Raw genomic sequence first — 581 nt, 5'->3', positions numbered from 1 at the left:
ATTAAAGGTGCATACTAAAAAGATAGAGCATGATCTGAAAAGTGCAAACTCGAAACATCGACATGAGAACTACTTTCAGGCTTTTCTCAGGCTTCTTGGGCATTATGTACTACTTCGTTCCTAAACAGACTGGCAAGCCAGTTTATTCTTACAGACTATCTATTATTCATTTCTGGTCACTGATTTCTTTAATGCCATAAAGCTTTGGAATCAAGTGATAAACCGCACCGATAGAAATCATCGCTACCCAACCGAGTGCACCAGAGTGAACGTGCCCAATAGTCCAGTCAGTGTTGTGAGATAGCGCGTTTACAGTCTTGATAGACATCATCGGACCTTCGAAAGTAGACATGCCATAGAAAGAAAGCGATACAACCAAGAAACGTAGTACTGGGTCAGTACGTAGTTTATGCCATGCACCAGAAAGCGTCATCATACCGTTGATCATACCACCCCATGATGGAGCTAGTAGGACTAGGGACATGATCATGCCCGCACTCTGTGCCCAGTCAGGAAGAGCGCTGTAATGTAGGTGGTGAGCGCCTGCCCATACATATAAAGAAATCAGTGACCAGAAATGA

Annotated in this window: 2 pseudogenes; one reads left to right on the top strand and one right to left on the bottom strand. The window is 43.7% G+C overall.

Annotated features, from left to right (window positions below):
- Positions 1–74: 74 nt before the first annotated feature.
- Positions 75–188: pseudogene (locus A3729_RS31520) on the top strand (cytochrome-c oxidase, cbb3-type subunit I); the annotation flags it as partial.
- Here A3729_RS31520 and A3729_RS10060 read toward each other — a convergent pair.
- Positions 185–581: pseudogene (locus A3729_RS10060) on the bottom strand (cbb3-type cytochrome c oxidase subunit I); the annotation flags it as partial. The pseudogenes A3729_RS31520 and A3729_RS10060 sit on opposite strands and share 4 nt — an antisense overlap.

It is taken from the genome of Oleiphilus sp. HI0043, from assembly GCF_001634935.1.
This window is presented reverse-complemented; position numbering and strand designations above follow the sequence as displayed.